At 40.7% G+C, this 8,598-nt stretch carries 7 protein-coding genes; 5 read left to right on the top strand and 2 right to left on the bottom strand.

Features of this window, described 5'->3' with window-relative positions; translation table 11 throughout:
* Positions 1 to 187: 187 nt before the first annotated feature.
* Positions 188 to 697, top strand: coding sequence for a GNAT family N-acetyltransferase (locus QZ379_RS06135; protein ID WP_291561287.1), 510 nt, complete (start codon positions 188 to 190; stop codon positions 695 to 697).
* The gene (locus tag QZ379_RS06130; protein ID WP_291561272.1) at positions 694 to 1,284 is read left to right on the top strand and encodes an epoxyqueuosine reductase QueH; all 591 of its coding nucleotides are present in this window, start codon (positions 694 to 696) and stop codon (positions 1,282 to 1,284) included. Before QZ379_RS06135 ends, QZ379_RS06130 begins: the two co-directional genes overlap by 4 nt.
* A 1-nt stretch (position 1,285) precedes the next feature.
* Here the strand turns inward: QZ379_RS06130 and QZ379_RS06125 are convergent, their stop codons facing one another.
* Positions 1,286 to 1,948, bottom strand: a complete 663-nt coding sequence (locus QZ379_RS06125) for a hypothetical protein (protein ID WP_366933574.1) — start codon at positions 1,946 to 1,948, stop codon at positions 1,286 to 1,288.
* A gap of 168 nt (positions 1,949 to 2,116) precedes the next feature.
* Between QZ379_RS06125 and hflX the strand changes: the two genes are divergently transcribed.
* The 3 genes from hflX to QZ379_RS06110 all read left to right on the top strand — a co-directional run bounded on the left by hflX (position 2,117) and on the right by QZ379_RS06110 (position 6,130).
* Positions 2,117 to 3,397, top strand: coding sequence for a GTPase HflX (hflX, locus tag QZ379_RS06120; protein WP_291561262.1), 1,281 nt, complete (start codon positions 2,117 to 2,119; stop codon positions 3,395 to 3,397).
* A gap of 30 nt (positions 3,398 to 3,427) precedes the next feature.
* Positions 3,428 to 5,071: a fumarate hydratase gene (locus QZ379_RS06115; RefSeq protein WP_154044968.1), complete on the top strand. Its 1,644-nt coding sequence runs from the start codon at positions 3,428 to 3,430 to the stop codon at positions 5,069 to 5,071.
* Positions 5,072 to 5,170: 99 nt separating this feature from the next.
* Positions 5,171 to 6,130 (top strand): transporter, encoded by a 960-nt coding sequence (locus QZ379_RS06110; RefSeq protein WP_291561193.1) that lies wholly within the window; start codon positions 5,171 to 5,173, stop codon positions 6,128 to 6,130.
* Between the two features lie 92 nt (positions 6,131 to 6,222).
* Here QZ379_RS06110 and QZ379_RS06105 read toward each other — a convergent pair whose 3' ends face one another.
* Positions 6,223 to 8,517 carry an inorganic phosphate transporter gene (locus QZ379_RS06105; protein WP_291561185.1) on the bottom strand — a complete coding sequence of 765 codons (2,295 nt, stop codon included), beginning with the start codon at positions 8,515 to 8,517 and terminating at the stop codon, positions 6,223 to 6,225.
* Between the last annotated feature and the right edge of the window lie 81 nt (positions 8,518 to 8,598).

The following is an 8,598-nucleotide window of genomic DNA, read 5'->3' as shown; positions in this document are numbered from 1 at the left end:
AGTAGGTAGCTGCCGTTTTAACAGAAAAGTCCCCGAGGTAGAGATACTTCGGGGATTTTCGTGTTTATACACCGCAGAAATTTCTTTGCATATAATTTATAATGAGGAGTGTGAATGATGTGAAAGTGAAAAAATAGGTGTAAATTAGTGATTTGATAATATATTAATAATAGAATAATATCTTGGTATGGATATAAAGATAAGAAAGGCTGACTATGCTGATCTGGACCGAATAATGGAGATATTTGAAGTAGCCAAGAAATTTATGGTTTCTACGGGAAATCCTAATCAGTGGATTAATGGTTATCCTCAGCGCGAACTGATAGCTGGTGAGATAGCAGAGGGGTGTTGTTATGTCTGCCTAACGTGTGGAGGAAATGAAAAGATTGTTGCTACTTTTTGTTTTATAGAAGGACCGGATCCTACATATTCTTATATTGAGGATGGTGAATGGCCGGATGATGAGCCTTATTATGTTATACATCGTCTTGCGTCAGATGAAAGTGTGCATGGCATTACTAAACAGTGTATAGAATGGTGTATGAGGATTTCTCCATGTCTAAGGGTAGATACACATTCAGATAATAAGGTTATGCAACATCTGCTTGTGAAAAACGGTTTTACCAGATGTGGTATTATTTATGTGGCTAACGGTACACCAAGAATTGCTTTTTACAAAAAAAATAGATTGCAATGAAAAAAAATAAATTACATATAGAGGTGCCTGGGAGAGCCGATAAAGTATTGCTGCATACTTGCTGTGCTCCATGTTCGTCGGCAATTATAGAATGTTTGCTGCAGCATGGGATACGTCCGACAATTTATTATTGTAATCCGAATATTTATCCTTTGGAGGAATATAATATAAGAAAGGATGAATGTACAAGGTATGCCCAATCACTCGGTCTCGATATTGTTGATGCGGACTATGACCATCCTACTTGGTTGGAATGTGTAAGGGGAATGGAAAATGAACCGGAGAGGGGAGGACGCTGTCTTCGCTGTTTCAAGATGCGATTGCGCGATACTGCGCGTTATGCTCATGAACATGGATTTACAGTTATTACCACCACACTTGCTTCATCGCGCTGGAAAAGCCTTGACCAGATAAATGAGGCTGGAAATTATGCCGTAGAACCGTACGATGATGTAGTATGGTGGGAGCAGAACTGGAGAAAGGGGGGACTGAGTGAACGCCGTATCGCTATAATCAAGGAATACGGATTTTATAACCAGCAGTATTGCGGATGTGAGTTCAGTATGCGGAGATTATCTGAAAAGTGAATCACTTTTCCTTTTTCTCAATAGGTTTGGAATTTTCCTTGTAGGCTGAGAAGCCTTTTACTATTACTCTTTCTTTTTTCGTATCTTCGTCTTCTTCCGAAATTGCCGAGCCAAGTTTATCTATATTTTCCTTTATGGCATTTCGTGTATCGAAGAAAGAATCAAGTATAAGCTTCAGATGTTCTTCCGGTTCGAGAGCACTCTCAGTGAAAAAGGTATGGCAGTGAGAATGGATTCCTATTTCCTTGTCGCCTTCGTTCTCTGCCATAAATACTGTCGTTATAAAAGAACTGATATTTACAGCATTGATAATCTCTTTAAGATATGGAAGAACAGGGTTGTCAGTGTTTATTGTTCCCCACCACGGATACCATATCATTACGAATGGTACGTCTTCCTGGAGGGAGAGATAGAAATCGTCGCCCTGGTACATGAATCCTATATTACCGTCTTCATTTTTTTCAGGATTACATCCCATTTTCTTGAGTGTTGATATAACAAGTTCTTCTGTAGAAGGTTTGGCTTGAAGAACTTTGGGCTGTTCATTCTTTATGCTGCTGATGATTTTCTTTTCCCTTTTCCAGGAAATATAGACTATAATAGCCGGCCATAATGCAAGTGCAACTACGGCAATCATAATAGTAATATCAGAAATGTTATTCATGATTTAAGATTTTAAATTGTTTGCTATGGTATAAAGATAATAAAAAAGATTTAATAAGTGAAGTGTATGTGAAAAATAACTTTAGATATAAACGTTATTTTATCTTTATAATGGAAATAAACGGAGATTTTTAGTTAAGTTTGCATCCAGAATATACATGTATTATTGATGAAAGAATTTGTAATATCCGAAGCACAGACTGAGAAGGCTGTATTGGTGGGTTTGATTACCCAGAATCAGAATGAAAGACAGACTAACGAGTATCTTGATGAATTGGCGTTTTTGGCAGAAACAGCCGGAGCAGAGGTTGTGAAGCGTTTCACACAGAAGCTTGATACCCCTAACTCTGTTACATACGTCGGTAAAGGAAAGTTGCAGGAAATAAAAGATTATCTGCAACAGATGAATGAAGACGAAGAAACGGAGATTGGTATGGTGATATTCGATGACGAACTTTCTGCCAAACAGCTCAGAAACATAGAGAACGAACTGAAGGTGAAGATTCTTGACCGTACTTCGCTTATTCTTGATATTTTTGCCATGAGAGCGCAGACTGCCAATGCAAAGACTCAGGTGGAACTTGCCCAATATAAATATATGTTGCCACGATTGCAGAGATTGTGGACACATCTTGAACGTCAGGGAGGTGGTTCCGGTGCCGGAGGCGGTAAAGGTTCTGTAGGACTTCGTGGTCCGGGTGAAACTCAGTTGGAAATGGACCGTCGTATCATCCTCAATCGTATGGCGTTGCTAAAACAAAGACTTGCAGAAATAGACACTCAGAAATCTACACAGAGAAAGAACCGCGGACGTATGATACGTGTGGCCTTGGTGGGATATACTAATGTAGGAAAATCTACTATTATGAACCTTCTGGCCAAGAGTGAGGTATTTGCTGAAAACAAACTGTTTGCAACTCTCGATACAACAGTAAGAAAAGTGATAATAGAAAATCTGCCGTTCCTGCTTTCTGATACAGTGGGTTTCATACGCAAATTGCCTACAGATTTGGTTGAGTCGTTCAAATCTACTCTGGATGAGGTGCGTGAGGCTGACCTCCTGGTTCATGTGGTAGATATATCGCATCCTGATTTTGAGGAACAGATTCAGGTGGTGGAGAAGACAATTTCTGATATAGGTGCAAGCGGAAAACAGAGTATGATAGTATTCAACAAGATTGATGCTTACAGCTATGTAGAAAAAGCAGAGGACGATCTTACACCGAAAACGAAGGAAAATATCACCTTGGAAGAGTTGATGAACACGTGGATGGCTAAGATGGATGACAATTGTATATTCATTTCTGCAAAGAATAAATCCAACTTGGAGGACTTCAAGAATCTGCTGTACAGAAAAGTTCGCGAAATGCATGTGCAGAAATATCCTTATAATGACTTCCTCTATCAGACATATGATAGTGAAGAACAAGAAACTGTAACTGATAACTAAAAACTCAATAACTCTAAAACTCAGACTAATATGGCAACACCAGAATTTAAGTATCAGCCAATGTTCGAACACGGACATGACAATACAGAGTATTATCTGCTTACTAAAGACTATGTATCAGTAAGCGAGTTTGAAGGAAAACCTATCTTGAAGATTGAAAAAGAAGGTTTGACAGCTATGGCTAATGCGGCTTTCCGCGATGTATCTTTTATGCTTCGCCGTTCGCACAACGAACAGGTTGCGAAGATTCTTACTGATCCTGAAGCCAGCGACAACGATAAATATGTGGCTTTGACATTCCTTCGCAATGCAGAAGTTGCGGCCAAGGGTGTTCTTCCATTCTGCCAGGATACAGGTACTGCTATTATCCATGGTGAAAAAGGACAGCAGGTATGGACAGGATATTGCGACGAGGAAGCTCTTTCACTTGGTGTTTACAAGACATATACTGAAGAAAACCTCCGCTATTCACAGAATGCACCTCTTACAATGTACGAAGAAGTGAATACACGATGCAACCTTCCTGCACAGATTGACATCGAAGCTACTCAGGGTATGGAATACGAATTCCTCTGCGTGACTAAGGGTGGTGGTTCTGCAAACAAGACTTACCTCTATCAGGAAACTAAGGCTATCCTTAATCCTGCTACTCTTGTTCCTTTCCTTGTAGAAAAGATGAAGACTTTGGGTACTGCAGCTTGTCCTCCATATCACATTGCATTTGTAATCGGTGGTACTTCTGCTGAAAAGAATTTGCTGACAGTGAAACTTGCTTCTACTCGTTTCTACGATAACCTGCCTACTACAGGTAATGAATACGGACGTGCTTTCCGCGATGTAGAACTTGAAAAACAGGTATTGGAAGAAGCTCACCGTATCGGTTTGGGGGCTCAGTTCGGAGGTAAATACTATGCACACGATGTACGCATTATCCGTCTGCCACGCCACGGAGCATCTTGTCCTGTAGGTCTTGGCGTTTCTTGCTCTGCTGACCGTAACATCCGTTGTAAGATTAACAAAGACGGTATCTGGATTGAAAAACTTGATTCAAATCCAGGCGAACTTATTCCTGAAGAATTGCGTCAGGCAGGCGAAGGCAACGCAGTTAAGATTGACTTGAACCGTCCTATGCCGGAAATCCTTGCCGAACTTGACAAGTATCCTGTAGCTACACGTCTATCTTTGAACGGTACTATTATCGTAGGTCGTGATATAGCTCACGCAAAACTGAAAGAACGTCTTGACCGTGGTGAAGATCTTCCACAGTACATCAAGGATCATCCGATTTACTACGCAGGTCCTGCCAAGACTCCTGCAGGTATGGCTTGTGGTTCTATGGGACCTACAACAGCCGGACGTATGGACCCATACGTTGACTTGTTCCAGAGCCACGGAGGCAGCATGATTATGCTTGCCAAAGGTAACCGTAGCCAGGCTGTGACAGATGCATGTAAGAAGCACGGCGGTTTCTATCTTGGTTCTATCGGTGGTCCAGCCGCTATCCTTGCTCAGAACAATATCAAGAGCATCGAGTGTGTGGAATATCCTGAACTTGGTATGGAAGCTATCTGGAAGATTGAAGTTGAAGATTTCCCTGCATTTATCCTCGTTGATAACAAAGGAAACGATTTCTTCAAGCAGATTAAGCCTCGTTGCGCAGGAAACTGCAAATAATGGGATAACTGCCCGCAGAAAATAGATTTTCAATAAATAATATAACACGGGTTATGCCGGATATCTTCCCGGTGTAATCCGTGTTTTTTACATATAATTATGAATATCATTCGATTTATTAAGAACTGGACTTTGCCGATAGCTATGGTGATGGGTGTAATACTTTATGTTGTATATGTGAACATACCTTTCCTGGAACCAACGAAACCGTTTGTGGAGCATGCTGTGGCTATATTACAGCCTTTGCTGATTTTTCTGATGCTTTTTCTCACTTTCTGTAAGGTTGATGTGAGTGAGCTCAAACCTTGCAGATGGCATGCTGTATTGCTTCTTATACAAAGTTTGTCTTTTATTCTACTTGCAGGTGTTTTGTATATATTCCCGGACCTGCACTCCAGAATATTGATTGAGGGAGCCATGTTGTGTCTTATCTGTCCTACGGCTACGGCTGCAGCAGTAGTGACCGGAAAACTGGGAGGCAGTGCTGCGCATCTTACCTCATATACAATTCTGATAAACCTCGTGACAGCTTTTCTTGTTCCGCTGGTGGTTCCCGTCATACATCCGCAGGAAGGAGTAGGGTTCCTTTCTTCATTCCTGATGATTCTTGGGAAGGTATTTCCTTTGTTGCTGTGTCCGTTTATTCTGGCAGTCTTGTTGCGTTATCTTTCTCCTAAGCTTCATGCTTTTATAGGAAAGTATCACGGATTGTCGTTCTATCTATGGGCTGTGGCTCTGACTCTTGCTATCGCCGTAACCGTAAAGAGTATAGTCCACAGTGATGTGTCTATATGGTATCAGGTAGGTTTGGCTTTCATTTCCTGTATAGCCTGTTTTATTCAGTTCTTTGTAGGGAAGAAAGTAGGTAGTAAGTATGACGATACGATTAGTGCCGGACAGGCGTTGGGGCAGAAAAATACTGTATTGGCCATTTGGATGGGTTATACTTTCTTTACTCCTGTTACCGCTGTTGCTGCAGGATTTTACAGTGTTTGGCATAATGTATTCAATTCATATCAGCTTTACCTTAAACGTAAGGAGGAGGAAAGGATAGGTTAATGTAGAAAGCAAACTTATTTAACTTCAAAAAAAAGAACGGCTGCACCATTTTGTCTGATGCTGCCGTTTGTGGTAATTGTGTGTTTATCAGCTTATGCCTTACTGTCCATTATACCCATCTGAGGTATTTCTTGTGGAACGTAGTCACCCTGGAAGAATCGGCTGGCGCGTAACAGGTGTCTCCATACGCTAACCAATTCCTGAGTTTCCTGCAGGATGTTAAGATATACCATCGATGCCTTAAGACTTCTGTTGTCTGTTTCCTGCATCAGGTTCATCTGATGTTTGCGAAGAACTGAAATCTTATTCTTAAGGTCGTCTCCCTTCTTCAGAATATCGTCAGCTTCATTATAGTTGTTTGTTATAATGGCGTTACGTGTACGGTCCATAAGTTCGCATAATTCTTCTCTGATAGGTAGGAATTCTGCAACGTCATCTTTATGTACCGGGTTGAAGTTATTGTCCACATGCTCTTTACATGGCTCGCAAATACGCTTCAAGCAGTACAGCATTTCTTCGCAACTGTTTGTTCCAAGGTGGAACCAAGTGTTCTTTTCTATGGCGATTGTAGTAGGGACACGTCTTAAACCGAGGATTTCCTTACGACGGCGTTTCTTAAGGAGCTTACGCTGTTCATCGGTCTCATTGAGTGATTTCTTCAGTTTCTTCAAATCCTCGTTGATAAAACCGTCGGTCATTTTGACATATGCATCCTTGCTGAAATCAATATAGTGTGTAAGAGTTTCTTTAACGTGTTCACGAAGCAATGCAAGTGTTTCGTTCTTGTCTTTGCTTGCCATCATACGCTTGAACAGGTCGTCCTGTTTTTCAGCTTTTTCTTTCTTGCTGTACATGATATTACTGCGAACAAGAAGGAATACTGCCAAAGCGATGAATACCACCATACCTACTATGTTGGTGTAGAACATTATCACTGTAACAAGTGCACATGCTGTGAATGCTACGAATGCAGTGATAAACCATCCTCCGATTACTGAAAGCATACCGGTGATACGGTAAACAGCACTTTCGCGTCCCCATGCGCGGTCTGACAATGATGTACCCATAGCTACAATAAATGTAACGTATGTTGTAGAAAGAGGAAGCTTCATTGTTGTACCGATGATTATAAGCAATCCTGAAAGAACAAGATTTACGGCTGCACGGATGAGGTCGAATGCCGCACCGTTTTCAAGGATTACTTCATCCTTGTTGAAACGGCTGTTAATCCAGTTTCTTACGTTTGCTGGGATGACTCTTACAAGAAATTCGTTTATGCTTGTAGCACGGCGTACTATTGTTCTTGCCAAACCTGATGAACCGAACATTTCGTCACCTTCTTCCTGACGTGCAAGGTCAACCGAAGTCTTGATTACGTTCTGTGCTTTCTTCGATGTAGCCAGAGCATATACCATTATCACTCCTGATGCTATAAGGAATATAATAGGAGTCTTTGCCGATGACATAAGTGATTCCATCATGAAACCATCTACACCTGCACCATTTGAGTTTGCCACAAAATCTGTGTATGCTGAATATCCTGCCAAAGGTACTCCGATAAAGTTTACAAGGTCGTTACCTGCAAATGCCAGAGCCAATGAGAAAGTACCAAGGAGAACTATTATTTTCAGTACATTGATTTTGCACCAGTGAAGAATCTGCATAAATACGGTGAAGAATACAAAACATCCTATTACCAGTACGGCAGTGTTTGCATCTATCCATGCCATTACTTCAGGTGTAATGAAAGGAGCGGATTTGAGTCCTTTTATAAGAATAAAATATGAAAGAGCTGTTACGGCTATACCACCAAAGATACCGATGGTCCATGAAAGATTCTTTTTATAGTTAAAGCTGAATATAAGACGTGATATATATTGTACTATTGTTCCGGCTATGAAGGCAATTGCTACTGAGAGGAAAATACCCAATATCACAGACAGCGCTTTTTCTGTATTGAGCAAATCGCCAAGTGTAAGCCCTGTTTCATCGGAAATAAGTTTTAGGATAGCAAGGATAAATGTACCTCCGAGAAGCTCGAATACCATAGATACTGTGGTTGATGTAGGAAGTCCCAATGTGTTGAACACATCCAGCAGTACGACATCCGTTACCATAACGGCAAGCAGAATACACATTATTTCGTAGAAGGTGAAATTGTTAGGCTGGAATATCCCGTGCCGGGCTATGTCCATCATACCATTACTTAACACAGCTCCTGCAAATACACCTATTGCAGCTACGATAATGATAGTTTTGAATTTTGCTACTTTTGTTCCTACTGCGGAGTTCATAAAATTCACCGCATCGTTACTGACTCCAACCATCAGGTCGAATATTGCCAGCATGAAGAGGAATATTACAATCCCTAAATAAATAGTTTCCATAAAAAATAATTAAGCTTTAATTTTTCGGTTGCAAATATCGGTAATTTAATTCTAAATATATATTACAAACATGTTACAAAT

Source organism: Bacteroides sp. (assembly GCF_019417265.1).
Classification (GTDB): Bacteria; Bacteroidota; Bacteroidia; order Bacteroidales; family Bacteroidaceae; genus Phocaeicola.
This window is presented reverse-complemented; position numbering and strand designations above follow the sequence as displayed.